The organism is Cupriavidus gilardii (genome assembly GCF_013347325.1).
GTDB classification, from domain to species: domain Bacteria; phylum Pseudomonadota; class Gammaproteobacteria; order Burkholderiales; family Burkholderiaceae; genus Cupriavidus; species Cupriavidus gilardii.
The window spans coordinates 654,456-679,605 of sequence record NZ_CP054626.1 but is presented as its reverse complement, the minus strand read 5'-3'; the positions used below and the strand labels follow the sequence as shown (position 1 = coordinate 679,605).

27 protein-coding genes, 1 tRNA gene and 1 riboswitch are annotated in these 25,150 nt (G+C 68.4%); of the genes, 17 read left to right on the top strand and 11 right to left on the bottom strand.

Going from position 1 to position 25,150, the window contains the following annotated elements; translation table 11 throughout:
- Positions 1-175: 175 nt before the first annotated feature.
- Positions 176-556 (top strand): site-specific integrase, encoded by a 381-nt coding sequence (locus FOB47_RS13240; protein WP_174781287.1) that lies wholly within the window; start codon positions 176-178, stop codon positions 554-556.
- Positions 557-567: 11 nt separating this feature from the next.
- Positions 568-915 carry a hypothetical protein gene (locus tag FOB47_RS13235; RefSeq protein ID WP_174781286.1) on the top strand — a complete coding sequence of 116 codons (348 nt, stop codon included), beginning with the start codon at positions 568-570 and terminating at the stop codon, positions 913-915.
- 42 nt (positions 916-957) lie between these two features.
- Here the strand turns inward: FOB47_RS13235 and FOB47_RS13230 are convergent.
- The 10 genes from FOB47_RS13230 to ybgC form a co-directional block, all read right to left on the bottom strand.
- Positions 958-1,033: transfer RNA gene (locus tag FOB47_RS13230), tRNA-Lys, on the bottom strand.
- A 107-nt stretch (positions 1,034-1,140) separates the two neighbouring features.
- Entirely contained in the window at positions 1,141-2,253 is a 1,113-nt protein-coding gene (locus FOB47_RS13225; RefSeq protein WP_053821219.1) for a YeeE/YedE family protein, read from the bottom strand.
- A gap of 67 nt (positions 2,254-2,320) precedes the next feature.
- Entirely contained in the window at positions 2,321-3,010 is a 690-nt protein-coding gene (queC, locus tag FOB47_RS13220; protein ID WP_053821218.1) for a 7-cyano-7-deazaguanine synthase QueC, read from the bottom strand.
- A gap of 166 nt (positions 3,011-3,176) precedes the next feature.
- Positions 3,177-3,935 (bottom strand): tol-pal system protein YbgF, encoded by a 759-nt coding sequence (ybgF, locus tag FOB47_RS13215; RefSeq protein ID WP_053821217.1) that lies wholly within the window; start codon positions 3,933-3,935, stop codon positions 3,177-3,179.
- 67 nt (positions 3,936-4,002) lie between these two features.
- Positions 4,003-4,518 (bottom strand): peptidoglycan-associated lipoprotein Pal, encoded by a 516-nt coding sequence (gene pal, locus FOB47_RS13210; protein WP_023264086.1) that lies wholly within the window; start codon positions 4,516-4,518, stop codon positions 4,003-4,005.
- A gap of 21 nt (positions 4,519-4,539) precedes the next feature.
- Positions 4,540-5,793 (bottom strand): Tol-Pal system beta propeller repeat protein TolB, encoded by a 1,254-nt coding sequence (gene tolB / locus FOB47_RS13205; RefSeq protein ID WP_053823001.1) that lies wholly within the window; start codon positions 5,791-5,793, stop codon positions 4,540-4,542.
- 342 nt (positions 5,794-6,135) lie between these two features.
- Complete coding sequence (gene tolA, locus FOB47_RS13200; RefSeq protein WP_174781285.1) at positions 6,136-7,143, bottom strand: cell envelope integrity protein TolA; 1,008 nt, start codon at positions 7,141-7,143, stop codon at positions 6,136-6,138.
- A 51-nt stretch (positions 7,144-7,194) separates the two neighbouring features.
- Positions 7,195-7,632 (bottom strand): protein TolR, encoded by a 438-nt coding sequence (gene tolR / locus FOB47_RS13195; RefSeq protein ID WP_053821216.1) that lies wholly within the window; start codon positions 7,630-7,632, stop codon positions 7,195-7,197.
- A gap of 25 nt (positions 7,633-7,657) precedes the next feature.
- A complete protein-coding gene (gene tolQ / locus FOB47_RS13190; RefSeq protein WP_023264902.1) occupies positions 7,658-8,341 on the bottom strand; it encodes a protein TolQ in 684 nt (227 codons plus the stop codon).
- Positions 8,338-8,742, bottom strand: a complete 405-nt coding sequence (ybgC, locus tag FOB47_RS13185) for a tol-pal system-associated acyl-CoA thioesterase (protein ID WP_053821215.1) — start codon at positions 8,740-8,742, stop codon at positions 8,338-8,340. Before ybgC ends, tolQ begins: the two co-directional genes overlap by 4 nt.
- Before the next feature lie 172 nt (positions 8,743-8,914).
- A riboswitch (ZMP/ZTP riboswitch) is annotated at positions 8,915-9,015 on the top strand.
- 227 nt (positions 9,016-9,242) lie between these two features.
- On the opposite strand from ybgC, the gene glyA reads away from it, so the two are divergent.
- From glyA to FOB47_RS13120, 13 genes are all read left to right on the top strand, one after another.
- Positions 9,243-10,490, top strand: coding sequence for a serine hydroxymethyltransferase (gene glyA / locus FOB47_RS13180; RefSeq protein ID WP_053821214.1), 1,248 nt, complete (start codon positions 9,243-9,245; stop codon positions 10,488-10,490).
- Positions 10,491-10,560: 70 nt separating this feature from the next.
- On the top strand, positions 10,561-11,025 hold the full coding sequence (gene nrdR, locus FOB47_RS13175) for a transcriptional regulator NrdR (RefSeq protein ID WP_053821213.1): 465 nt from the start codon (positions 10,561-10,563) through the stop codon (positions 11,023-11,025).
- Between the two features lie 166 nt (positions 11,026-11,191).
- On the top strand, positions 11,192-11,665 hold the full coding sequence (locus tag FOB47_RS13170) for a type IV pilus modification PilV family protein (protein WP_174781284.1): 474 nt from the start codon (positions 11,192-11,194) through the stop codon (positions 11,663-11,665).
- A gap of 74 nt (positions 11,666-11,739) precedes the next feature.
- On the top strand, positions 11,740-12,663 hold the full coding sequence (locus FOB47_RS13165; protein WP_244959415.1) for a PilW family protein: 924 nt from the start codon (positions 11,740-11,742) through the stop codon (positions 12,661-12,663).
- A gap of 17 nt (positions 12,664-12,680) precedes the next feature.
- Positions 12,681-13,355 carry a pilus assembly protein gene (locus FOB47_RS13160; protein ID WP_174781283.1) on the top strand — a complete coding sequence of 225 codons (675 nt, stop codon included), beginning with the start codon at positions 12,681-12,683 and terminating at the stop codon, positions 13,353-13,355.
- The gene (locus FOB47_RS13155) at positions 13,352-13,795 is read left to right on the top strand and encodes a type IV pilin protein (RefSeq protein ID WP_174781282.1); all 444 of its coding nucleotides are present in this window, start codon (positions 13,352-13,354) and stop codon (positions 13,793-13,795) included. The genes FOB47_RS13160 and FOB47_RS13155 overlap by 4 nt, the downstream gene beginning before the upstream one ends.
- Complete coding sequence (locus FOB47_RS13150; RefSeq protein ID WP_174781281.1) at positions 13,777-14,373, top strand: GspH/FimT family pseudopilin; 597 nt, start codon at positions 13,777-13,779, stop codon at positions 14,371-14,373. The genes FOB47_RS13155 and FOB47_RS13150 overlap by 19 nt, the downstream gene beginning before the upstream one ends.
- Before the next feature lie 141 nt (positions 14,374-14,514).
- Positions 14,515-15,633 (top strand): bifunctional diaminohydroxyphosphoribosylaminopyrimidine deaminase/5-amino-6-(5-phosphoribosylamino)uracil reductase RibD, encoded by a 1,119-nt coding sequence (gene ribD, locus FOB47_RS13145; protein ID WP_174781280.1) that lies wholly within the window; start codon positions 14,515-14,517, stop codon positions 15,631-15,633.
- Positions 15,634-15,718: 85 nt separating this feature from the next.
- Positions 15,719-16,357 (top strand): riboflavin synthase, encoded by a 639-nt coding sequence (locus FOB47_RS13140; RefSeq protein ID WP_174781279.1) that lies wholly within the window; start codon positions 15,719-15,721, stop codon positions 16,355-16,357.
- Positions 16,358-16,540: 183 nt separating this feature from the next.
- Positions 16,541-17,650: a bifunctional 3,4-dihydroxy-2-butanone-4-phosphate synthase/GTP cyclohydrolase II gene (gene ribBA / locus FOB47_RS13135; protein ID WP_053821207.1), complete on the top strand. Its 1,110-nt coding sequence runs from the start codon at positions 16,541-16,543 to the stop codon at positions 17,648-17,650.
- A gap of 67 nt (positions 17,651-17,717) precedes the next feature.
- Positions 17,718-18,224, top strand: a complete 507-nt coding sequence (gene ribH / locus FOB47_RS13130; protein ID WP_174781278.1) for a 6,7-dimethyl-8-ribityllumazine synthase — start codon at positions 17,718-17,720, stop codon at positions 18,222-18,224.
- A complete protein-coding gene (nusB, locus tag FOB47_RS13125; RefSeq protein ID WP_006579655.1) occupies positions 18,217-18,711 on the top strand; it encodes a transcription antitermination factor NusB in 495 nt (164 codons plus the stop codon). Before ribH ends, nusB begins: the two co-directional genes overlap by 8 nt.
- Before the next feature lie 156 nt (positions 18,712-18,867).
- Positions 18,868-20,052, top strand: coding sequence for a pyridoxal phosphate-dependent aminotransferase (locus FOB47_RS13120; RefSeq protein ID WP_174781277.1), 1,185 nt, complete (start codon positions 18,868-18,870; stop codon positions 20,050-20,052).
- Between the two features lie 123 nt (positions 20,053-20,175).
- Here FOB47_RS13120 and FOB47_RS13115 read toward each other — a convergent pair whose 3' ends face one another.
- A complete protein-coding gene (locus tag FOB47_RS13115; protein WP_174781276.1) occupies positions 20,176-21,291 on the bottom strand; it encodes a lytic transglycosylase domain-containing protein in 1,116 nt (371 codons plus the stop codon).
- A 651-nt stretch (positions 21,292-21,942) separates the two neighbouring features.
- Here FOB47_RS13115 and ubiD point away from each other — a divergent pair.
- Both ubiD and FOB47_RS13105 read left to right on the top strand, forming a co-directional pair.
- Positions 21,943-23,490, top strand: coding sequence for a 4-hydroxy-3-polyprenylbenzoate decarboxylase (ubiD, locus tag FOB47_RS13110; protein WP_174781275.1), 1,548 nt, complete (start codon positions 21,943-21,945; stop codon positions 23,488-23,490).
- Positions 23,491-23,600: 110 nt separating this feature from the next.
- Complete coding sequence (locus tag FOB47_RS13105) at positions 23,601-25,082, top strand: NAD-dependent succinate-semialdehyde dehydrogenase (RefSeq protein WP_174781274.1); 1,482 nt, start codon at positions 23,601-23,603, stop codon at positions 25,080-25,082.
- Positions 25,083-25,150 lie beyond the last annotated feature (68 nt).

Here is a 25,150-nt window from a genome sequence, read left to right as displayed (position 1 = left end):
GCTCTCGGCTGAAGTGCTCGCAGCGCAACCCGCCAGCTTTCGCCACCCGACCCTTTCGGCCCGATTCATGCAGAAGTGGAAGTCGACGCACCCACCCTTGGGAAAATCCGGCTTTTCTTCGAGCTGAAGAAGGTCCGCCACCACAAGCACTCGCACTGGATTTGGAGCGCCTAGCATGGGCTTGCGAGGATCGCCAAGTGCGGGCGGCAAGGTGACGAAAGCCGGTTTCTCACTGGCTGACACGAAGAACGGCAAGCCGCGTATCGTGCCGATCCATCCGAGGATCGCCGTTCTCGCTCGCCGGGTGAAGTTCACAATTGACGGAGACAGGTTCTCGGGCCAGTGGGAGAAAGCGCGGAAGGCTGCTGGACTGCCGCATGTTCGGTTCCACGACCTGCGTCATGGAGCTGCATCCGAGATGATTAACCGGGGCGTCGATTTGTACACCGTGGGCGGCGTGCTGGGGCACAAGTCCGTGGTGTCAACGAAGCGTTATAGCCACTTGCTGACTGATAGACTGGCGGACGCTATTGGGAAGATTGGGGGGAAGCGATGACAGGCCAAGAAATGCTTGAGCTGGCCGCGAAGGCGGCGGGGCTTACCTATCACCGAGGCGTCATCCGCATTTCGATCAACGGCGCTTACAGGTGGAAGCCCTGGAACCCACGGGACGACGACGGGGACGCGCTCCGGCTCTTGGTGACGCTGCGCCTTGATGCGCATTTCGAGGACCAGCCGAACTGGATAGGGGAACTGATAGAGGTATATGGGAGAGAGGACGATACGGGCGCTCGGCACTGCGAAGCCCACGCATTGAGTCCCGACCCCTATGCTGCCGCCCGCCTAGCCATCCTTAGGGCTGCCGCCGAGGTTGGCAGAAACATGCCGGAAGGCAAGAAAACCCACACCACATAAGGCAACAAGGGCCAGCAGTCTCCCGCTAGCCCTTGTCAGTATTGGTGGGTCGTGCAGGATTCGAACCTGCGACCAACGGATTAAAAGTCCGCTGCTCTACCGGCTGAGCTAACGACCCGAAAAAACCGAAGCCGCGATTATAGTCAGCTTCGCTTGCTCATGTCAACGGCAATGCCCTTGGCGGGCTGGATTCGCGGCGGGCCCCGTGATGCCTGACCGTGCCGTTCAGACCATCCGCTCGAGCCGCCACATCTGATAGCGGAACGCCAGCACGGCGCCTAGCAGAATGCCGGCCAGCGCGATGAAGGAACCGATCGCCAGCGTCGATACGCCCGACAGGCCCTGCCCGATCGTGCAGCCCAGCGCGGTCACGCCGCCCGCACCCATCAGGATGCCGCCGACGATATGGTTGGCGACATCCTCGGCATTGCCGAAGCCTTCCCAGCGGAACGTGCGCGAGGCCAGCGCATAGGCCGCGGCGCCGGCGATCACGCCGATCACGCTGACGATGCCGACCGTCAGCACCTTGCTCTTGTCGCTGAACATCATCAGCCAGTCCAGCGTATAGGCATACGGCGCGACGAAGCTCAGGCTTTCCATGCGGCCGCTGTTGGTGGCGACGAACACCTCTTCCAGCGTATCGGGATCTTCCGGCACGAAGCCGAGATGGCCGGACACGTACCACATCGCGACGATGATCAGGCCGACCGCGATGCCGCCGAGCAGGTTGTCGAACGTGCGGAAGCCCTTGCCGGCCAGCGCCCACAGCGACAGCACGCCGCCGAGCAGCAGGCCCAGCACCAGCTGCAGCGTGCCGCGCGACAGGCCGGTCTGCGCCAGCAGCGACGGCAGGTCCTGCGAGGTCGGCAGCTGCATCGCCACCGCGTCGACGGTATTGACACGAATCACGCCGAACAGCCCGCGCAGCGTCATATACGCCGACAGGCCCAGGAACACGAATACCACCAGCGACTTCAGGTTGCCGGCGCCGATCCGCACCAGCGTCTTGCTGCCGCACCCCGAGGCCAGCACCATGCCGAAGCCGAACAGCAGCCCGCCGACCAGCGCCGACAGCCAGGTCAGCTTGTCGGCCGCGTAGATGGTCCGCGCCGGATCGATCTGTCCGGACCACGCCAGCACACCGGTGCCGATCATCGCGACGCCGATCGCCAGCACCCACATGCGCATGCGGGTCCAGTCGCCCATGTTGACGATGTCGGAGACAGCGCCCATGGTGCAGAAGTGCGTGCGCTGCAGGACCGCCCCGAACAGGAAGGTCAGGGCAAAGGTGCAGGCCAGCACGGTGCGCGTGAGCGCGGGGACGTCGATTTCAGGCATGGCGGGGGTTGCCGGTGGCAGGACGATAAGGAGCAAGCGGAGCGAACCGCGACGCTGCAGGTTGCGGTCAGGATGCCGCGGCGTTCTGGTATCGGGTCGGGTCGGGCACGCCCGCGGCCTCGAATCCCGCACGGCGGATCCGGCAGGAATCGCAGACGCCGCAGGCACGGCCCTGCTCGTCGGCCTGGTAGCACGACACCGTCATGCCGTAGTCGACGCCGAGCCGGACACCGGCCTGGATGATCTCGGCCTTGGTCATGTCGATGATCGGCGCGTGGACGCGGATGCGTTCACCCTCGACACCGGCCTTGGTGGCGAGATTCGCCAGCGCCTCGTAGGCCTGCACGTATTCCGGACGGCAATCGGGGTAGCCCGAGTAGTCGACCGCATTGGCGCCGAAGAACAGGTCGCGGCCGCCGATCGCCTCGGCCCAGCCGAGCGCCAGCGACAGCATGATCGTGTTGCGCGCCGGCACGTAGGTCACCGGGATACCGCCTGCCGCGCCGTCGGTCGGCACCTCCAGCGCGTCGTCGGTCAGCGCCGAGCCGCCGAAGCGGCGCAGGTCCAGGTCGACGATCTCGTGCCGCCTGGCGCCGAGCGCCGCGGCGACCCGCTTGGCCGCCTCCAGTTCCGACGAATGCCGCTGGCCGTAGCGCATCGACAGCGCGTAGGTCTCGAAGCCCTGGGCCTTGGCCATGGCGAGCACGGTGGCGGAGTCCAGACCGCCGGAAAGCAGGACGATTGCGCGTTGGGTCATCTTTGGGGGCGTGTGCCGGGGTAGCGCGCGAAGGACTACCGGCCCTCGCAGTAAATCGGGTAACCCGTTATTTTAGCGCGACCACGAAAAAAGGCCCGCTCGCGCGGGCCTTGGCACTTCGGACGCCGGCGTCGCCGCCGGGCAGTCGCGCTACGTCGGGCGCGATCTACTTCAGCGTCTTCAACCGGTTGCTGGCCGCCTGGGCGCCTTCGGTACCGGGGTACTTGGCCACCACCTGCTCCAGCGTCTTGCGCGCCGCCACCTTCTGGTTCGACTCCAGCTGGTTGTTGGCGATCGCGATCATCGCGTCGGGCACCTTGGGGTGCGTCGGATTCGCCTGCACCATGTTCTGCAGCACCGTGATCGAGCCGCGGTAGTCGCGCTGGGCGTACAGCGAATTGCCCAGCCAGTACTGAGCCAGCGGCAGGTACGGGCTCTGCGGATACTTCTTGATGAAGGCCGAGAAGTTGGCGCCGGCGCCCTTGAAGTCCCCGGTCTGGAACTGCTTGAGCGCGGCGTCGTACTCGGTCTTCTCGCCCGGCTGGGCCATCCCCTGCTGGCCTTCCACGGTGACCTGCTGCGGCTCGAACTTCTTGAGCCGCGCGTCCAGGTCCGCGTAGTAGTCCTTCTGCTGGCGCTGCAGATTCGCTACCTCGTTCTGCAGCACCTCGTTCTGGCCCCGCAGGCGCGCCACTTCCTGGCGCAGCCCTTCGAGCTGGTTCTGGATATCGATCTGGGCGCGGCTGTTCTGGTCGATCCGCTGCGAGGCAGTGGCCTGGAAGCCATTGAACTGCTCTCGCAGCGTGATGATGGCGCGACGCGCCTCGTCATCGTCGAAGACACCGGCCTGCGCCTGGGCGACCGGCAACAGGCCGGCACAAACTGCGGCGACTAGCCACGACAAGGTAGAGACGCGTGCTTTCATGGATCGACTTTCTTCAGCGCGGGATCAACGGATCGAAACGAACCCAGAGGGTATCAATGGACGCGAATCAATAGACGATATCGGCGCGGCGGTTCTCGGCCCACGACGCTTCGTCATGGCCCAGCGCCTTGGGCTTTTCCTTGCCCAGGCTGACCGCTTCCATCTGGCTCTCGGGCACGCCCATCGTCGCCAGCGAACGGCGCACCGCCTCGGCACGCTTCTGGCCCAGCGCCAGGTTGTACTCGCTGGTACCGCGCTCGTCGGTGTTGCCCTGGATCAGGATGCGGCGGCTGCGGTTGCCCTGCAGGTACTTGGCGTGCTCGTTCAGCATGCCCTGGTATTCCGGCTTGACGCTGTAGCTGTCGAAGTCGAAGTAGACGCTGCGGCGGGCCAGCGGGCTGTTCGGGTCGTTCAGCGGATCGCGCGAGACATCGACCGGCGCGACGGCGCGCGGGTCGGTGGTCGCGGCGCCGCCGGTGCCGGCGCCGGCCTTGGCGGAGTCGTCGAGCTTGACGCCCGACGAGCAGGCGCCGAGGGTCAGCAGAACGGCGATGGCGAGAGACTTGGTCATCATGTTGGACATGGTAGGAGGCTCCTGTTTCTGTTATTGCATGAAGGGTCCCCAGGACGGCTCGCGAACCTCGCCGGACTGGAGCGACAAAACCTGCTTGGTACGTCCATCGGTCGACACCGCCGCCAGCACCGCGCGACCGCCGACGCGAGTGGCGTAGAGAATGTACTTGCCGTTGGCCGCGAAGCTGGGCGCCTCGTCGTTGGCCGTATCGGTCAGCGCGGTGACATCGCCGCTGCCCAGGTCCATCAGCTGCAGCTTGAAGCCACCGCCGCGGCTAATGTACGCCAGTTGCTTGCCGTCCGGCGAAACCCGCGGGCTGACGTTGTAGTTGCCCTTGAAGGTCACGCGCTGCGCCGCGCCCGACTCCTCGCCGGCGGCCGGCATGCGGTAGATCTGCGGCGCGCCGCCGCGGTCGCTGGTGAAGTAGATATGGCGGCCGTCCGGCGAATACTGCGGCTCGGTATCGATCGCGCTGCTGCGGCTCAGGCGGCGCAGCCCCGAACCGTCGGCGTTGACCTGATAGATCTGCGTATTGCCGTCGCGCGACAGCGCCAGCGCCAGATGGCGGCCATCCGGCGACCATGCCGGCGCGCTGTTGTTGCCCTTCTGGTTCGACACCAGCGTGCGGCGGCCCGTGGCCAGGTCATGGACATAGACGACCGGCTTCTTCGCCTCGAACGAGACGTAGGCCACCTTGGCGCCATCCGGCGACCACGACGGCGAGATGATCGGCTCGTTGCTGGTCAGCGCGACGCGCGAATTCTGGCCGTCGGAGTCCGAGATCAGCAGCTGGAAGCGGTTGCCGACGCGCGAGACGTAGGACAGACGGGTCGCGAACACGCCGCGCTCGCCCAGCAGCTTCTCGTAGATATAGTCGGCAATCTTGTGCGCGGTCACGCGCAGCTGGTCCTGGCCGACGGTAAAGGCCAGGCCGCCCAGGCTGGCGCCCTTGACGGTGTCGTACAGGCGGAAGCGGACCTCGTAGCGGCCGCCGCCGGCCGGCGTGACGCTGCCGGCCACGAAGGCGTCGGCGCCGCGGGTCTTCCAGCCGGCCAGGTCGACGTTGGCGGTCTCGGGCACGGTCGCGCCGGCCACGTCGACGTTGCGGAAGCGGCCGCTGCGCTGCAGGTCGGCGCGGATGATCGCCGTCAGGTTGGTCGGCGCCGCGCCTTCATTCTGGAAGTTGGCGACGGCGATCGGGAACTGGCTGGAGCCGACGCCGGAGATTTCGACGTTCAGCTGGGCGTGGGCGGTGCCCATCGTCAGCATCATGGCCAGCGCCATCGTGATCCAGGCCAGCACGGCCGAACGGGCGGTGCGCCGGCTGGCGAGCGAGGCCGCTGGGGTGCGTTGGCGGGCGTCGGCCGCCCGATAGGCGAAGCCCCCATGGGCCGGACGGGCCAAATGAGCCAAAAGCGGGGCCCAAAGCGGGGTCAATAGCGATCGCATGCTGCTCCTCTATCTATATCGAGATCGTCAATCGATGATCGGACGCGTCGGCAACGGCGCGCGGAGCGAGGCGCCGCCGGGCCGCGCCAGGCAACCGTCGATGGTAGCCAGCCGCCCCGCGGCCAGCGATCCCGGTTGCACTATGTTGCAAATCATACGCTTCCCCGCTTCCCCGGCTCAGTCCTTGGGCCGGAAGGTGATCGTGAAGCTGGACGGTGCCTTGCCGTTGTCGTCGCGCGGCAGCGGGTCGGAACGCTCGACCGCGCGCAGCACGGCGTTGTCCCAGGCCGAATTGCCGCTGGACTTGGACAGGCGGGCCGACAGCAGCGAACCGTCCGGCGCCAGCGACACCGACACCACGGCGGTCGGGTTGCCCTGCACGTCCTCGGTGAACACGATGTTCGGCTTGACCCGGCGGCGTACCTTGTCGGCATAGCCCGGCGAGGCGCGGCCGCCCGAGCCGGCGTTGTCCGAGGTGCCGCCGCCGGAGCCGCTGCCGCCAGCGAGCGCCTTCAGGCGGGCCAGTTCGGCCTGGCGCTGCGCGTTGGCGGCGGCCTCGCGCCTGGCCTTCGCCTCCGCGTCGGCCTTGGCCTTGGCCTCGGCATCCGCCTTGGCCTTCTTCGCCTGCTCTTCCTTGCGTTCGCGCTCGGCCTGTTCCTTGCGCTTCTGCTCGTCGGCGCGCTTCTGGTCTTCCTTGCGCTGGGCCTCTTTCCGCTGCTCTTCCTTGCGCTGTTCTTCCTTGCGCTGCTCTTCCTTGCGCAGGGCTTCCTTGCGTTGTTCTTCCTTGCGCTGCGCCTCGCGGCGCTCGGCCGCCTCGCGTTCCTCGCGCTCCTGGCGCGCCTTCAGCTCGGCCTGCTTGCGCGCGGCCTCGCGCGCCTCGGCCTCGCGGCGCTTCTGGCGCTCGAGCGCGATGTCGGCGTCCTCTTCGGGCCTGGGCTGCGCCACGGGCGCCGGCGGCGCCGGGGTCGGCTGGGGCTGGGGCCGCGGAGCCGGCTCGGGAGCCGGAGTATCGGGGACTTCCTCCCACAGCTCGGCTTCGACGCCGGCCGGGGTGCTGATCTGCCAGTTGACACCGTAGTACAGCACGATGCCCAGCAGCAGATGCATGAAGAGCGCCAGCAGGAAGGAGCGCAGCGTGCCGCGTTCCTTGACCGGCTGATACGGGTAGGAGTCGGCGGTCTTCATCGGAAAGGCTAACGGCAGGGTTCCGGGCGACATCCGGTCGTCATCCAGCGGTTACTTGGACTTGACCATCAGGCCGACGCGCTTGACGCCATCGGCCTTCAGTTCGGACATCACGTCGAGCACCGCCTCGTACTTGACCGCACGGGCGGCGGCGATCACCACCGGCTGGTCCGGGTTCTCGTTCTGGCGCTGGTGCACGAAGTCCAGCAGGCCCTGGGTGTCGAGCTTGCGCTCGAACGATCCGCCCTCGGGATTCTTGCCGCGCGCGGTCAGCGTGCCGTCCTCGTGCACGGTGACGACGATCGGCGGGGTCTTCTGCTGCGGCGTGGCGTCGGCCACGGTCGGCAGGTCCACCACGGCGGGGCTGACGATCGGCGCCGCCACCATGAAGATGACGAGCAGAACCAGCATCACGTCGATATACGGCACGACGTTGATGTCGGCGCTGGCCCGGCGGCGCGAGCCGCCGCGGCGCTGAATGGCTGCCATGCTGCGCTTCTCCTTGGCCTGGCCTTCAGCGGGTCTGCCGCTGCAGGATGTTGAGGAATTCTTCCATGAAGCTCTCGAAGCGGATCGCCAGCCGGTCGATCTCGGTCGCGTAGCGGTTGTACGCGATCACCGCGGGGATCGCCGCGAACAGGCCGATCGCGGTGGCCACCAGCGCTTCGGCGATGCCCGGTGCGACCGAGGCCAGCGTGGCCTGCTGGACGTTGGACAGGCCGCGGAACGCGTTCATGATCCCCCAGACCGTGCCGAACAGGCCGATGTACGGGCTGACCGAGCCGACCGAGGCCAGGAACGGCAGGTGGGACTCGAGCACGTCCATCTCGCGCTGGTAGGCGGCGCGCATCGCGCGGCGGGCCGCGTCGAGCAGCGCGCCGGCATCGTTGCTGCGCTCGCGCGCCTTCAGGTATTCGCCCATGCCGGACTCAAAGATCCGCTCGAGCGCGCCGGTGCTGTGCCGGTTGTTGGCCGCGCTGTGATACAGCGCCTGCAGATCGCCGCCCGCCCAGAAATCGCGCTCGAAGCCTTCGGTCTGGGTGCGCGCGGCGCGCAGCGCCATGTGCTTGCGGAAAATATAGGTCCAGGAGAACAACGACATGACGACCAGCAAGGCCATCACGGCCTGCGCCAGGAAGCTGGCGTGCATCACCAGCGTAAGGATCGACATGTCTTGCGTGACGGTCACGGGATTCATCGAGCGGTCTTGATGGTTGCGAGGACTGGTGCGGGAATCGGGGCCGGGCGGAAGCTGTCGCGGTCCACGCATCCCACCCGGATCGTGCCCGCGGCCAGCATCAGCGGCCCGCGCCACGCTTCCTGGGCGAATTGGACCGAGGCCGGCCCGACCCGTTCAATACGGGTGCGGATCTCCAGCAGATCGTCCAGCCGGGCGGGCGCATTGTATTCCACCGCCGTGCTGCGCACGACAAAGACCACGCCGGATTCGTCGGCGAGGGCCTGCTGCTCGATGCCGAGCGCGCGCAGCCATTCGGTGCGCGCGCGTTCGAAAAACTTGAGGTAGTTGGCGTAGAACACCACCCCGCCGGCGTCGGTGTCTTCCCAGTAGACGCGCAGGGGCCATACGAAATTCGTCATGGCCGCGATTGTAACGGACGCGGGCGCGGCTTCGGTGTCACACGGCGTCCGACAACGCAACGCCGGGGCGTCCTACAGACGAGCGCCCCCCTTCCAGCCCGCCGGGCCCCGCCACAGGCCGCCCGGCCGGCTTGCGGCGAGCCGGGGCCTCGCGTAAACTCCGGCCAACCATTCCACCTTGCGCGACTGGCGAAGTCAGTGGGTACTACCACGAGGAAGCGCAAGATCTCTGGCGCCACGCCACCGGAAGCGGTCCGATGCCAGGCGCGATGCCCGGCCCCGGCCCTTGCGATGGCCGCCGCGCCTGCCGCTCGCCTGGGCCAGCGAATGGGAAGCAGGGTGCGCCCTGCGCCGCCAGTCCCGGGCCCTGCGCCCAGGCCGGCGACGCGGTTCGCATGCGTCTTCCCCGCGCGCCCTACCGTCGTTCCGTTCCCGTATTCTTCGGTCAATCCGCCGTCATTGCACGGTTTTCACCGATCCTTCTACAGACGAGTCTCGCCATGTTCGAACGCAGCCGCTACACGATCGATCAGATCGATCCCGAACTCTGGTCCGCCATCCAGCAGGAAAATCAGCGCCAGGAAGACCATATCGAGCTGATCGCCTCCGAGAACTACACCTCGCCGGCCGTGATGGCTGCCCAGGGGTCGCAGTTGACCAACAAGTACGCCGAGGGCTATCCCGGCAAGCGCTATTACGGCGGCTGCGAATATGTCGACGTCGTCGAGCAGCTGGCGATCGATCGCGTCAAGCAGCTGTTCGGCGCCGAGGCCGCCAACGTGCAGCCGAATTCGGGCTCGCAGGCCAACCAGGGCGTGTTCTTCGCCGTGCTCAAGCCGGGCGACACGATCATGGGCATGAGCCTGGCCGAAGGCGGCCACCTGACCCACGGCATGGCGCTGAACATGAGCGGCAAGTGGTTCAACGTGGTCAGCTACGGCCTGAACGCCGACGAGGACATCGACTACGGCGCGCTGGAAAAGCTGGCCCAGGAAAAGAAGCCGAAGCTGATCATCGCCGGCGCGTCGGCCTTCTCGCTGCGCATCGACTTCGAGCGCATCGCCGCGGTGGCCAGGTCGGTCGGCGCCTATTTCATGGTCGACATGGCGCACTACGCAGGCCTGATCGCCGCTGGCGTCTACCCGAACCCGGTGCCGCACGCGGACTTCGTCACCACCACCACGCACAAGAGCCTGCGCGGCCCGCGCGGCGGCGTGATCCTGATGAAGGCCGAACATGAGAAGGCCATCAACTCGGCGATCTTCCCCGGCATCCAGGGCGGCCCGCTGATGCACGTGATCGCCGGCAAGGCGGTCGCGTTCAAGGAAGCGCTGTCGCCGGAGTTCAAGGCCTATCAGCAGCAGGTCGTCAAGAACGCCCAGGCGCTGGCCGACACGCTGATCGCGCGCGGCCTGCGCATCGTCTCGGGCCGCACCGAGAGCCACGTGATGCTGGTCGACCTGCGCGCCAAGCAGATCACCGGCAAGGAAGCCGAGAAGATCCTCGGCGACGCCCATATCACGGTCAACAAGAACGCGATCCCGAACGATCCGGAAAAGCCGTTCGTGACCTCGGGCATCCGCCTGGGCTCGCCGGCGATGACCACGCGCGGCTTCAAGGAAGAGGAAGCGCGCCAGGTCGCCAACCTGATCGCCGACGTGCTGGACAACCCGCACGACGCCGCCAACATTGCGCGCGTGCGCGAGCAGGTCGCGGCGCTGACCAAGCGCTTCCCGGTCTACGGCTGATCGGCCGTCGCCGCGCGCCGCCGATTGCCGGCGGCGCGCGGCCGCTCAACCTCCGCCTCCAGGTGGTCCGATGAAATGTCCCTTCTGCGGTCACTCCAATACCCAGGTGCTCGACACCCGCATGTCCGAGGAAGGCGACACCGTGCGCCGGCGCCGCCGTTGCGAGGCCTGCGACCGGCGCTTCACCACCTATGAGCGGATCGAGCTGTTCTTCCCGGCCATCGTCAAGAAGAACGGCAGCCGCGTCGATTACGCGCGCAGCAAGCTGAAGGATTCGATGCGGCTCGCGCTGCGCAAGCGGCCGGTGTCGGCCGAGGCCATCGACGAGGCGATCGCGCGCATCGAGGAAAAGCTGCTGGCGCTGGGACAGAAGGAAATCCCGAGCAGCCAGGTCGGCGAACTGGTGATGCGCGAACTGCGCAAGCTCGACAAGATCGCCTATATCCGATTCGCTTCGGTCTATCGCAGCTTCGAGGACGTGTCCGAGTTCTCCGACGTGCTGGCCGAGGTCAGCTCGCCCAACGGCAAGCGCTGAGGTGGCGCCCAGGGGCGCAGCGGCCTTGCTCATGGTCGTTGCCGCCGCCGTTGCGGCCAGCCTTGCCGCTGTTGCAAACCTTGTCGAATCCTCCACGATTCGACACCGGATCTCCGCCCGCTGACGATTACTCTGGTCCCCGCTTGTCACGCACAGGACCAGAGCGATGGTTGCGATCCCTTCGGCGGCTTCCCCTTCCTTTCTCTACCGATCTGCTGGCGGGCGCGTGCGGCGCCGCGGCTACCTGCTGATCGAATCGTTGATCGCACTGGCGGTGCTGGGCATCGGCCTGCTGCCGCTGGCCCGGCTCGGCCCGGCCGCGCTGCAATGGTGGCGTGATCCCTTGCTGATCGGCCAGGCGCTGCGGCTCGCCGGCGAGGGCGCGGAACTCGCCGGGCTGGCGGGGCCGGATGCGCTACCCGATCCCGCCAGGCTTCCGGCAGTCTCGCAAGCCGGCGGCCTGCCGGCGCCACGCTGGTGCGCATCGGTACCGGCCGACGCGGCGCAGTCCGACTGTCCGGCCGGCCAGCGCGTCGTCGTGGTCGGCCCCCTGGCTTCATCGCCAGGCTCGCGCAGCGAGGCCGGCGTCGCCCATTCCCGGGCCGCGTTGCGCGCGATCGCGCTGCGGCTGCGGCCATGAGTGCGATCGTGCTCGGCGGGCCCACGTCCTCATCGGCCGCGGGCCGCGGCAGGGCGATGCCACGGCGTGCGCGTATGCCCGCCGGATCGTCGCTGGTCGACGTGATGGTCGGCCTGCTGCTCGGCACGCTGGCGACCGGCGCTGCGGTGACGGTCTTCCTGACGGTGCGTTCCGCCTACGCAATCGCGGCCGAGCAGCGCGAGCTCGAACAGCGCGGCGCCGCCCTGCTCGACGCGATTGCCACGCTGCTGCGCCACGCGGGCTGGCATCCGGATCCGACCACTGCCCTGCCTCCGCCGCTGAGCGGCCGCGACGACTGCGGCCAACCGAGGCTCGGCGGCACGCTCGCTTGCGACAAACCCGGCGTCGCCGGCAGCGATGCGCTGCTGATCCGCTTCGGCGGCGATCATCCGGCCGGCGATCCGGCGCTGCCGGACCGCTATCTGACCGACTGCAGCGGATACCCCGTCCCCATCGCGGCCGCCCCTGTTGCGACCAGGCCGGCATCGGCGCCGCCAGCGGCGGACTATCTGACCGCCAATCTGCTGTACGTCGCCGACGGTGCCGACGGCGAGCCGCAGTTGCTGTGCCGCTACCCGGGGCGCGGCGATGGAGGCAACGGTGGCGGCAGCGCTGGCAGGACCTGGAGCACAGGGGCGCTGGCCCGCGGCGTCGAGACCCTGCAGCTGCGCTATGGCATCGACCGCGATGGCGATGGCCGCGTCGACGCCTTCCTGCGCGCCAGCGAGCTTGCCGTGGCCGGACCCGGTGCGTGGTGCAGCGTGTTGGCCGTGCAGATCGCGCTGGTGCTGCGCACCGGTGCCGGCACGGATGCTGCGCCGCGGCCGATGCTGCCTCTGCTGCCCGCGCGCATGGCCGGTGAGCAGGGCGACGATATCGTGTTCCGGCCGCGCTCCCGGCCCAACGCATCGAGGCGGGTCTTCGCCACCACGGTATGGCTGCGCAATGCGCCGTTCTGCGCGGGGTCGCCATGTTGAAAGCCAAGGACGAGGCGATGTCTCGGCAAGCTGAACGCGGCGCCATCACGCTGATTTCCGTGGTCGTGATGTCGACGCTGACGCTGGCCCTGGCCGGGGCGCTGTTCGTGCTGCTGCTGGCAGGACATCAGGCGATCGGCCAGCGGCTCGAACGCGAGATTGCGTTGCGCAACGCCGAGCTTGCACTGACCGATGGCGAGCACGATCTGCGCGGCAACACGAAGGTGGCGGCCAGCGCCGCGGCCAGCGCGGCATCGGCCTGGCCTGCGCCCGGTCGTTGCGGCACGCAGGCGCAGCGCGGCTTGTGCAGCGCCGCCGTGGGGCAGCCGCCGCCGTGGCGGGCCTGGATGGGGGTGGGCCCGCCTGCCGACGACATCGGCATCCCGATCGGATCGGCGACCGGCGCGACGCTGCCCGTCATCCCTGCGGAGATGGCCGGTGCGACCACGGTGCCGCGCTATCTGATCGAACGGCTGCCGCAAAAGGAAACCGGCGCATCGGCGCCCGCCGGCGTGCACGCGCAGCGCTACCGCATCACCGCACTGGGCCAGGGACGCGATCCTGCCGCCCGTGTCGTGCTGCAAACCGAATGGATCGATCCGTCTCCACGCGACGGCGCCGCAAGCCAGCCGGGACCCGCCGGCATCCGGCGCCTGGGCTGGCGCGAACTCGTGCCGCCATATCCGCCATGATCGTGCCCCGCCCCGCCGCCTTCACACTGATCGAGCTGTTGGTGGCGATCACCATCGCTGCCATCGTTGCCGGCCTCGCGGCCGCCAGCTGGCATCGGCATCTGCAGCGCAGCTGGCGCGTGCAGGCGCGCACCGCGATGATCGCGGCGATGCTCGAGCTGCAGCGCCACGCGATGGCCCGCGGCAGCTTTGCCGACGACGGCGGGCGCCGGCCGGCCGGAACCTGGCCACAGTGGCTGCCGGCGCCGCCGGCGCAACCGCAATACCGTCTCGCGGCGCTGCCCTGCACCGATGCCGGCCTCGACCGTTGCATCGAACTGCATGCCGCGCCCCAATGGCCGGACCCCGCCTGCGGCACGCTGATCCTGCGCAGCGGCGGGGAGTGGCTGATCGAATCGGCGGACATGGCGGGCCCCGTACCATGGCCCGCAGGGTGCTGAGCGCGCGGCGCGGCGATCGCCGGCGGCACGGCGCAGGCAATACGGGGACCACGCTGATCGAATCGCTGGCCGCGCTTGCCATCACGGCAATGCTCTCCGCCGCCGGCTATCCGTCGTATCGCGATGCGCTGGAGCGCCAGCAGGTCCGCGTCGCCGCCGACCTGCTGGTGGCCTCGATCGAGACGGCGCGCGAATTCGCGCTGGCCAGGCGCGGCAACGTCCTGCTGTCGCCGCGTCAAGGCTTCCCCGACTTCTCGCGCGGCTGGCGCATCGTCGCCGGAGAGCCCAATGAGCCCAATGAGGCCAACGAGATCGGCGAGGCCCCCGCGCTGTCCGTGGTGACCCTCGGCGCCGGCTGCCTGCGCGTCGCGCTGCGCGCCACGGACGGCAGCCACGCGCTGCGGCTGGCTCCTGTGGGATACTCTCGGTCGGAACGTGGCGGCTTCTATGCCGCCACCTTTACCCTGCGCTGCGGCCACGCGCAGCGTCAGGTCAGGCTCGGCGCGCTGGGCCGCCTGCGCATCTGTACGCCCGGGCAGGACACCGACTGCGACAGCCGGACCGACGCCGGGCCCTGAGCCACGCGGGCCCCGAAGCGCGGCCCGGCATGCCGGATCCGACCACGCGAGCCAACTACGCCAGAGCAATACGCCAGTCCATCGCGCCAGCCCATCGCGCCAGTCACCCCGTCAAGACAACCGGCAGGAAACCGCCCACTCATGTTCTCCGAAACCGATCACGCCGCCATGCAGCAGGCCCTCGCGCTGGCCGCGCGCGGCATGTTCATCACCACGCCGAACCCGCGCGTGGGCTGTGTGCTGACCAAGGGCGGCAAGGTGATCGGCGAAGGCTATACGCAGCCCGCGGGCCAGGACCATGCGGAGATCCAGGCGCTGAAAAACGCCGCCGCGCGCGGCATCGATGCTGCCGGGGCGACCGCCTACGTCACGCTCGAGCCATGCAGCCATTTCGGCCGGACACCGCCGTGCGCCGACGCGCTGGTGCGCGCCGGCGTCAAGCGCGTGGTCGCGGCGATGGAGGATCCGAATCCCACGGTATCGGGACGCGGCCTGCAGCGGCTGCGCGATGCCGGCATCGACGTGCGCTGCGGCCTGCTGGAGAAGGAGGCGCGCGATCTGAATATCGGCTTCGTCTCGCGCATGACGCGAGGGCTGCCGTGGGTCCGCGTCAAGGTCGCCGCCTCGCTCGATGGCGGCACCGCGCTGCACGACGGCACCAGCCAGTGGATCACCGGCCAGGCCGCACGCGACGATGGCCATGCCTGGCGTGCCCGCGCCTGCGCGATCCTGACCGGCATCGGCACGGTGCGCGACGACGACCCGCAACTGACCGTGCGCGCCGTCGACACGCCTCGCCAGCCGCAGCGCGTGCTGATCGACTCGCGCCTGGAGGTGCCACTGGACGCCCGCATGCTGGCGCCGGACACCGGGGATTTCGCCAAACCCGTACTGGTGTTCTGTGCGATCGACGACCGCGCGCGCCGCAGCGCGCTGGAGGCACGCGGCGCCGAAGTGGTGGTGCTGCCCAACGCGCACGGCAAGGTCGAGCTGCGCCGCATGCTGGAGGAACTGGGCCGGCGCGGCATCAACGAGCTGCATGTCGAGGCCGGCTTCAAGCTCAACGGGTCGCTGATCCGCGAGGGCTGCGCCGACGAATTGCTGATCTATCTGGCGCCCCGGCTGCTCGGCGACGCCCAGGGCATGTTCAACCTGCCGCCGCTGGCCCGGCTGCAGGACGCGCCGGCCTTCCGCTGGCACGACGTGCGGCAGGTCGGCGACGACCTGCGGCTGATCGCGCGCCGCCATCCGGCGAGCTGAGCGGCACGTCATTCTTCGGGCCGCCAGCATGCCGCTTTCGCTTCCCCCTTTCGCTTTCCCCTTCTCTCTCCCTGCTGACCAGACCATGTTTACTGGCATTGTGGCGGCCGTCGGCCGCATCGACTCCGTGACGCCGCTGGGCGACCAGAACTCCAATGACGCCGGCGTACGGCTGCAGATCGACGCGGGCGGGCTCGACCTGTCCGACGTGCAGATCGGCGACAGCATCGCCATCCAGGGCGCCTGCATGACCGTGGTGGCGCTGCAGCCCGGCCGGTTCGACGTCGAGGTCTCGCGCGAATCGCTGGACAAGACCACCGGCCTCGCGCAGCCTGGCCGCGTCAATCTGGAAAAGGCGCTGCGGCTGGCCGACCGGCTAGGCGGCCACCTGGTGTCCGGCCATGTCGACGGCCTGGGCGAGGTCACCCATTTCGCGCCGGTCGGCGAATCGCACGAGCTGCGCGTCAAGGCGCCGCGCGAGCTGGCGCGCTATCTGGCCTACAAGGGCTCGGTGGTGGTCAACGGCGTCTCGCTGACGGTCAACCGCGTGGCCGACCAGCCCGACGGCTGCGAATTCTCGATCAACCTGATCCCCCACACGATCGAGGTGACCACGCTGCAGGACCTGCGCCCAGGCGCGAAGGTCAATCTGGAGATCGACCTGATCGCCCGCTATGTCGAGCGGATGCTGAACGCCGAGGGCAAGGCAGGCGAACGCCTCTGACGGCCGGCACCGGCCGCGCAGGCCGGCCCGGCTGCCGAGGCCCAGGCCCGGCGCCGGGCCCCTTGCCCCCGGCTCGCATCGCGTACAATGCCGGGTTAAACCGCGCGCCGCCCCGGCGCGCCGCAGTCGCCTCACGGGCACCGCCCCGGGGCCGCCCCCGCCAGACTTTCCTTTGCCTACCTCATGACGATCGCCCCAACCGAAGACATCATTGCCGAGATCCGTGCCGGCCGCATGGTTATCCTGGTCGACGAGGAAGACCGCGAGAACGAGGGGGATCTGGTGCTGGCGGCCGACTTCGTCACGCCCGAGGCGATCAACTTCATGGCCAAGTACGGCCGCGGCCTGATCTGCCTGACGCTGACGCCCGAGCGCTGCCGCCAGCTGGAACTGCATCCGATGGTCAGCCGCAACGGCACCCCGCACGGCACCGCCTTCACGGTGTCGATCGAGGCGGCCGAAGGCGTGACCACCGGCATTTCGGCGGCCGACCGCGCCCGCACCGTGCAGGCCGCCGTCGCGCGCGACGCCAGGCCCAGCGATCTGGTCCAGCCCGGTCACATCTTCCCGCTGACCGCCCAGCCCGGCGGCGTGCTGATGCGCGCCGGCCATACCGAGGCGGGCTGCGACCTGGCCGCGCTGGCCGGCGTGACCCCGGCCGCGGTGATCTGCGAAATCATGAAGGACGACGGCACCATGGCGCGGCTGCCGGACCTGATCGAATTCGCCGAGCTGCACGGCCTGAAGATCGGCACCATCGCCGACCTGATCCACTACCGCAGCCGCACCGAATGCATCGTCGACCGCGTCGGCGAGCGCACCATGCAGACGCCGTACGGCACCTTCCGCAGCATCGCCTACCGCGACAAGCCCAGCGGCCACGCCCATCTGGCGCTGATCAAGGGCGAACCGCAGCCCGACCGCGAAACGCTGGTGCGCGTGCACGAGCCGCTGTCGGTGCTGGACCTGCTCGAAGTCTCCCGCACCACCCACTCGTGGACCGTGCCGGCCTCGCTCGAGGCGATCGGCGCGGCCGACAGCGGCGTGATGGTGCTGCTGAACTGCGGCGACAGCGCCGAGCGGCTGTTCGCGCAATTCAGCGCGCTGGACGAGCCCCAGACGCGCGCCCCGCGCAAGCCGGACCTGCGCACCTACGGCATCGGCGCGCAGATCCTGCGCGACGTGGGCGTCGGCAAGATGCGCGTGCTGGCCTCGCCGCGCAAGATGCCCAGCATGACCGGCTACGATCTCGAAGTGACCGGCTACCAGCCGATGAACGGCGACGACGACTGAGCGTCCCCCCAACACCAGCGGCCGGCCCATCCCGGGCACGGCTGCCCACCGAACCCTGGAGAACGATATGGATCACGGTTTCTACCCGAGCAACCTCGACGGCGAAGGCCTGCGCATCGGCATCGTGCAGGCGCGTTTCAACGAGCCGGTCTGCGACGAACTGCGTGAAGCCTGCCTGGCCGAGCTGGAAAAGCTGGGCATCGAAGGCGAAGACACGCTGGTGGTGACGGTGCCCGGCGCACTCGAAGTCCCGCTGGCGCTGCAGAAGATGGCCGAGAGCGGCCAGTTCGACGCGCTGATCGCGCTGGGCGCCGTGGTGCGCGGCGAAACCTACCACTTCGAACTGGTTTCGAACGAGTCGGGCGCGGGCATCACGCGCGTCGGCCTGGACTTCAACCTGCCGATCGCCAACGGCATCCTGACCGTCGATACCGACGCCCAGGCCCATGCCCGCACCCGCGAGAAGGGTCGCGACTGCGCGCGTGCCGCGGTGGAAATGGCGAACCTGGTGGCGGCGCTCGATTCGCTGCGCGGCCAGGACGACGAGGACGAGGACGAGGACGACGATGAGTGATGCAGCACAGGGCGGCAAGCCTGCCGCCAAGTCCGGCCGCTCCGACGCCAAGGCGCCGCCCAAGAGCGCGCGCCGCCGCTCGCGCGAACTGGCGCTGCAGGGCCTGTACCAGTGGCTGCTGAACCGCAACGACATCGGCGCGATCCAGGCCCATCTGCACGATGCGCAAGGCTTCAACAAGGCCGACCGCGAACATTTCGACGCGCTGCTCAACGGCGCCGTGCGCGAGGAAGAACGGCTGACCGCGGCCTTCTCGCCGTTCCTGGACCGCACCGTCGACGAGCTGTCCCCGGTCGAGCGCGCCGCGCTGCTGATCGGCAGCTACGAGCTGGTGCACTGCATCGACATCCCGTACAAGGTCGTCATCAACGAGGCCGTCGAGCTGACCAAGACCTTTGGCGGCGTCGAAGGCTACAAGTACGTCAACGGCGTGCTCGACAAGGTCGCCGCGCAGGTGCGCGCCACCGAGGTCGCCGCCCGGCGCTGACCGGCGCCCTGCCCCGCGGCATGCGCCGGACCGACACCCGCCCAGGCGGGTGTTTTCATTTCCGGCGATGATTGCGGCTGGGCCCGCGCCTCGCTGGCCCTCGCACCGCTTTTCCCGCCCACTCCACCGACTCCACCGTTTCCACCGTTTCCCGCCATGGACCCACAGCGCCTCGCCACCGCCTCCCGCCTCGCCAATATCCGCGCCTTCCACGTGATGGAGCTGGCCAAGCAGGCCGCCGAGCTCGAACGAGCCGGCCGCCACATCATCCACATGGGCATCGGCGAGCCCGACTTCACCGCGGCCGAGCCGGTGGTTCGGGCGGCGGAAGCGGCAATGCGTCGCGGCGTGACGCAATACACCGGCGCGCTCGGCATCCATGCGCTGCGCGAGGCGATCGCCGGCTATTACAAGAGCGCCTATGGGATCGATATCCCGGCCCGGCGGGTCATCGTCACGGCCGGCGCCTCGGGCGCGCTGCTGCTCGCCTGCGCGGTGCTGGTCGAGATCGGCGCCGAGGTGCTGATGCCGGACCCGAGCTATCCCTGCAACCGTCACTTCGTCGCGGCATTCGACGGCGTCGCCAGGATGGTTCCCAGCGGCCCGGAGGCGCGCTTCCAGCTGACCGCCGATCAGGTGCGCGAACACTGGGGCGAATCGACCCGCGGCGTGCTGCTGGCCTCGCCGTCGAACCCGACCGGCACCTCGATCCTGCCCGACGAGCTGGCGCGCATCCTCGCCGAGGTGCGGCAGCGCCGCGGCTTCGCGATCGTCGACGAGATCTACCAGGGGCTGTCGTACGACGGCGCGCCGGTGTCGGCGCTGTCGCTCGACGACAATGTCGTCACGGTGAACAGCTTCTCCAAGTACTTCAACATGACGGGCTGGCGGCTGGGCTGGCTGGTGGTACCGGACGCGCTGGTGGCGGACTTCGAGAAGGTCGCGCAGAACCTGTTCATCTGCGCGTCGGCGGTAGCCCAGCACGCCGCGCTGGCCTGCTTCACGCCCGAGGCACTGGCGATCTACGACGAGCGCAAGGCCGAATTCCAGCGCCGCCGCGACGCCATCGTGCCCGCGCTCGAGGCGCTGGGCTTTGGCGTGCCGGTCAGGCCCGATGGCGCGTTCTATGTCTATGCGGACTGCCGCGGCGTCCAGCACCCGGCCGCCGGCGATTCGGACCGGCTGACGCAGGCGATGCTGCACGATGCCGGCGTGGTGCTGGTGCCCGGTCTGGACTTCGGTCCGCATACCGCGCGCGAGTACATTCGCATCTCGTACGCCACGTCGATGGCGCATATCGAGGAAGCAATGCGGCGGCTCGGCAAGCTGTTCGGGAAATAGAGATAGCGCAATCGCGGCGGCCATCGCGGCCCGCCAAAACGAAAGCGGCGCAGCCGATCAGGCTGCGCCGCTTTTCTTTGAGCCCTGCGCGGACGCGGACAAAGCCGCGCCGCAATCCGGCAATCAGGCCTTGCGGGGCGCCTGCGCCGCCTCCAGCTCGATGCCGTCCTGCGGCTCGGGCGTATGTTCGGCCTGCGTCTTGGTCGACGACAGGCCCGGCAGCGACTCGGTCGCGTCCGGCGTCGCCGCCGGTGCATTGCCGCGGATGCCCAGCACCTGACGCAGCTTCGCGCGCTCGGCCAGCACCTTGGCGCCATAGCCGCCATCGGTGGCCGTCGTCGCGCCGACGTAGTATTTCAGGCCGCCTTCGATCGAGCCGGCGCGGGCGATGCAGTCCTTCAGCACCAGCGCACCGATCTTGATGTTGGCGTAAGGATTCAGTGCAGCCGCGACGCCGCCGACGTGCTCGTACTTGTCCTGGTGGACCTTGGTCATGACCTGCATCAGGCCCTGCGCGCCCACGCCGCTCTCAGCGTACGGATTGAAGCTGGACTCGATCGCGATCACGCCCAGGATCAGCAGCGGATCGATGCCGACCTCGCGGCCGGTCAGATAGGCGGCCTTGACCAGTTGCGCGGTCGCCTGCGCGGCCACGCGGTACTTGCGCGCGATGTACTCGGCCACCGCGGCCTGTTCGCGTGCATTGGCCAGCGTGCTGCTGTAGCGCGCGTCCAGGGCCACGCGCTGGGCCGGGATACGGGCCGCCAGATGCGCGACCGACGGCACCTTCGACTGGCCTGCATTGGCCCATTCGCCAACGCCCGAGACGCTCGGCAGGCCGGCCGGCGCAACGGCAGGCACCGTGGCGCCAGCCGCCGGTACCTTGACCGCCGGCAGCAGCTTGGCCGCCGCCACGTCCGCCGTGCTGGCATGGACGGGCGCCGATGCGGTCGCCGCCTCCAGCAGAATGGCAGGCGCTTCGTCGCCGGCCAGCATGCCGGCCAGCGCGGTGCGCCATTCCTGGCTGACCGACAGCGAAATGCCGGCCACCACCGCAATCAGACCCGCGCTGTTCAGCGCGTACTTCAACGTTGCACGACCGCCGCGCAGTGCGCGGCCGGCCACCGGATGCGCGAGACGAACCTGCAGGGCGCGCCGCACACCGGGAACCGGTTGCCTGAAGCGGACCTGCAACGCCCGCCCGACACCGGGAAGATGAAGGGTTTTCCAACCACTCATGCTTACCTCCATGCGCCGCCGTCTCCCGGCCCTGCAGGGCATTCGCCCACGCATCACCGTGCTCTGGCAACGTAGTCAAGTAAGGACACCGCACCGCCTTGCAGGGACGACCGGCATCTGTTGTTGGTGGGCGCTCCCCAAGCGCCCAGCGATTAGCAGAGGAGGCTCTTGGGGTAGCCTGCCCTGCTGCGAAGACTCAAGACGCGCCGGTCGTTGCCGGCGGTGATCGGAGGGACCTCCCTTGTAGCGGTCCGCTCTGGTTGATCCAACGTGGTGATCTGCGTTACACCCCTTGACAGGATCGAGAAGTTCGTTGTTGCAACGCAGCACACCTTTGAGCAGACGCGATTGTAAAAACCGTTTTATATCGAGTCAAGAATTAAGGAATCTAAAACAATTCCTTTTCGTTATATCAAAACCCCGCTATCGTGGGGTGCAGGAATCACTCAGCTGGCCGCAATCGTAGTGCTGGCCTAGGATGTCCCGCCCTGCTCGTCCGCCTGTCTTTCAAAAAAACTTACAATTTGCCGGTACGCTGTGCCGCAAAATTTTTCTTCCGAAGCGGTCCAATATGGACCGTAGCTCACTCAGATCGACACTCCGACGAGCGCGGCGCCATTGCCGCGCCCCTCGCCAAACCACAAATTCCTGATGCAATACAAAGACTTGCGCGATTTCATCGGTCAGCTCGAACAACAGGGCGAGTTGCGGCGCATCGCGGCGCCGGTGTCGCCCGACCTCGAAATGACCGAGATCTGCGATCGCCTGCTGCGTGCCGAAGGGCCCGCCGTGCTGTTCGAACGGCCCACGCACAAGGCGGCGGGCAACGCCACGGCAGGTGGTGAGGCGATTTTCGACATGCCGGTGCTGGCCAATCTGTTCGGCACACCACGCAGGGTCGCATTGGGCATGGGCGCGGAATCGCTGGCCGATCTGCGCGACATCGGGCGTGTGCTGTCGGCGCTGAAGGAACCGGAGCCGCCGCGCGGCCTGCGCGAAGCCGGCAAGCTGTTCACGCTGGTCAAGTCGGTCTGGGACATGGCGCCGAAGAAGGTGTCGAGCCCGGCCTGCCAGGAGATCGTCTGGGAAGGCAACGACGTCGACCTGGCGCGCCTGCCGATCCAGAAGTGCTGGCCCGGCGACGCCGCGCCGCTGATCACCTGGGGGCTGGTGGTCACCAAGGGCCCGCACAAGAAGCGGCAGAACCTGGGCATCTACCGGCAGCAGGTGATCGGCCGCAACCAGGTCATCATGCGCTGGCTGGCGCACCGCGGCGGCGCCCTTGACTTCCGCGAGCACGCGCTGGCCAATCCGGGCAAGCCGTTTCCGATCGCGGTCGCACTGGGCGCCGATCCGGCCACGATGCTCGGCGCGGTGACGCCGGTGCCCGACACGCTGTCCGAATACCAGTTCGCCGGCCTGCTGCGCGGCAGCCGCACCGCACTGGCCGGCTGCCTGACGCCGACGCTGTCCGAACTGAGCGTGCCGGCCTCGGCCGAGATCGTGCTCGAGGGCCATATCCAGCCCGACCCCACGCATCCGTCCGGCTACCAGCACGCGCTGGAAGGCCCGTTCGGCGACCATACCGGCTACTACAACGAGCAGGACTGGTTTCCGGTCTTCACGATCGACCGCATCACGATGCGGCGCGATCCGATCTATCACTCGACCTACACCGGCAAGCCGCCCGACGAACCCGCGGTGCTCGGCGTCGCGCTGAACGAGGTGTTCGTGCCTCTGCTGCAGAAGCAGTTTCCCGAGATCACCGATTTCTATCTGCCGCCCGAGGGCTGCAGCTACCGGATGGCGGTGGTGCGCATGAAGAAGCAGTACGCCGGCCACGCCAAGCGCGTGATGTTCGGCGTCTGGAGCTTCCTGCGGCAGTTCATGTATACGAAGTTCATCGTCGTGGTCGACGACGATGTCGACGTGCGCGACTGGAAGGAGGTGATCTGGGCGATCACCACGCGGGTCGATCCGACGCGCGATACGGTGCTGGTCGACAATACGCCGATCGACTACCTGGACTTCGCCTCGCCGGTGTCGGGCCTCGGCTCGAAGATGGGCATCGATGCCACCGACAAGTGGCCCGGCGAAACCACGCGCGAATGGGGGCGTCCGATCCAGATGGACGCGGCGATCAAGACCCGCGTCGACGGCATGTGGGAGACGCTGTTCGCGCAGCCGTCCGGCGGCTGAGAGCCTGGGGGTCCCAGACAGCCGGGCGTCCGGCGCTCCAGGCAGCCCGGACGCGGCCGCCGCCATCCCCCGCTATCATCTGCAACCAGAACCGATTACAGGAGACCACGATGGCCAATGCGCTAGACCGAATCCAGGACCGTGCCCTGGTCCGCAGCCAGTCCTATGTCAACGGCGAATGGGTCGGCGCCGACAACGGCACGACCTTCCCGGTGATCGACCCGGCCAACAACGAGGAACTGCTGCAGGTAGCCAACCTGGGCGCCGCGGAAACCGAGCGCGCGATCGCCGCCGCCGAGGCCGCCTGGCCGGCCTGGCGCGCGAAGACGGCCAAGGAGCGCGCCAACCTGATGCGCCGCTGGTTCGATCTGCTGATCGCCCACACCGACGACCTTGCCGCGCTGATGACCGCGGAACAGGGCAAGCCGCTGGCCGAATCGAAGGGCGAGGTCGTCTACGGCGCGTCCTTTATCGAGTGGTTCGCCGAGGAAGCCAAGCGCGTCAGCGGCGACGTGCCGGCCTCGACCTGGGCCGACAAGCGCATGGTGGTGCTGAAGCAGCCGATCGGCGTCTGCGCGTCGATCACGCCGTGGAACTTCCCGATCGCGATGATCACGCGCAAGTGCGCGCCCGCGCTGGCCGCCGGCTGCACCATCGTCGTCAAGCCGGCCGAGCAGACGCCGCTGTGTGCGCTGGCGATGGCCGAACTGGCGCACCGCGCCGGCATCCCGGCCGGCGTGATCAATATCGTCACCGGCGACGCCGACCAGTCGATCGCGATCGGCAAGACGCTGTGCGCGTCGCCGGTGGTCCGCCATCTGTCGTTTACCGGCTCGACCCCGGTGGGCCGCATCCTGATGGAGCAATGCGCGCCGACGGTCAAGAAGATCGCGCTGGAACTGGGCGGCCACGCGCCCTTCATCGTGTTCGACGATGCCGACATCGACGCCGCGGTCGAGGGCGCGATCGCGTCGAAGTACCGCAATGCCGGCCAGACCTGCGTCTGCACCAACCGCTTCTATGCGCACGAGTCGATCTACGACGAGTTCGTCGCCAAGCTGGCGCGCCAGGCCGAGGGGCTGCGCGTGGGCAACGGCTTCGACGCCGGCGTCGCGCAGGGCCCGCTGATCGATGACCAGGCGGTACAGAAGGTGCGCCAGCATATCGACGATGCGACCTCGCGCGGCGCGCGCCTGCTGACCGGCGGCAAGCTGGTCGAGGGCCTGGGCTCCGGCCGCTTCATCGCGCCGACCGTGCTGGCCGATGCCACCCCCGAGATGCTGATCTCGCGCGAGGAAACCTTCGGCCCCGTGGCCGCGGTGTTCAAGTTCCGCGACGAGCAGGAAGCGGTGGCGCTGGCCAATGCCAGCGAGTTCGGGCTGGCCTCGTATTTCTACAGCCGCGATATCGGCCGCGTCTGGCGCGTCGCCGAGCAGCTCGAATACGGCATGGTCGGCATCAACACCGGCCTGATCTCGAACGAGGTGGCACCGTTCGGCGGCGTCAAGCAGTCGGGGCTCGGCCGCGAGGGTTCGACCTACGGCATCGACGAGTACCTCGAGCTGAAGTACCTTTGCCTCGGCGGCATCTGAGCGCCGCGCGGGCGCCGGCGGCGCCCGCCCCCATCCCTTGAGCCATCCCGACCCGCGCCCCATCGGCG